The organism is Bartonella sp. AD328YNZD, from assembly GCF_042196425.1.
In genome coordinates this window covers 1-764 of record NZ_JBHIQG010000702.1, presented here as the reverse complement: position 1 = coordinate 764, position 764 = coordinate 1, and the positions used below count along the sequence as shown (strand labels likewise).

Here is a 764-nt window from a genome sequence, read left to right as displayed (position 1 = left end):
GGGTATACTTACGATATCATGTTGAATGTTTATAGTAGATGGGCTTTATTTGCACTGGAGAATGGCGCTGGTTTTTTGTTGGTGCTTTGATGATGGAATGAGTGTTTAAAAGAATTTTTGTGAGAAAAGTGCTGTGATAGGGGGGAAAGATTGAATCCCGCAATGAATTTTAATTAAGAGTATTTAAAGATAAGGTATAGACCTGTTGGTGCTCGAGGGGTTGTAGATTGGTTAAAAAGATGAATTCAAACATGATGGAGGAAAAGATTGTATCCGTATTGGTTCTTCTTCCTGTTGCTCACCCTTATAGTTATAAAGTTCCATCTTCTATGGAGGTGAACGTTGGGTCTTTTGTTCGGGTTCCGGTGATGGGACGCGAAGTTTGCGGTTTTGTTGTGGACGTTGAAGAAAAGAGAGCCGATGGGCAAGGGGCTGCACCTGTGGCGCGTGAAAAATTACGCTTTCTTCTTCATGTTTTTGATTGCCCCCCATTAAAGACAGAAATGATCACATTTTTGCGTTTTGTTAGTCGCTATACAATGGCACCTTTTGGTCTTGTAGCGCGATTGGTTTTGTCTGTACCGGCTGCTTTAGAGCCGGAAGCGCAGATGCTGGGGTTGCGATATTGTGGTGGAAATGTAGAACGTCTCACACCAGCGCGATCGCGGGTTTTGGAATTGGTGCGTAATGAGAAGATATGGACACGTTCTGGTCTGGCACATGCGGCTGGAACTTCGGTTTCTGTTGTTGAAGGTTTAAAAGCT

1 pseudogene is annotated in these 764 nt (G+C 43.3%); it reads left to right on the top strand.

Annotated features, from left to right (window positions below):
* Nucleotides 1–251: 251 nt before the first annotated feature.
* Nucleotides 252–764: pseudogene (locus ACFIO3_RS14560) on the top strand (primosomal protein N'); the annotation flags it as partial.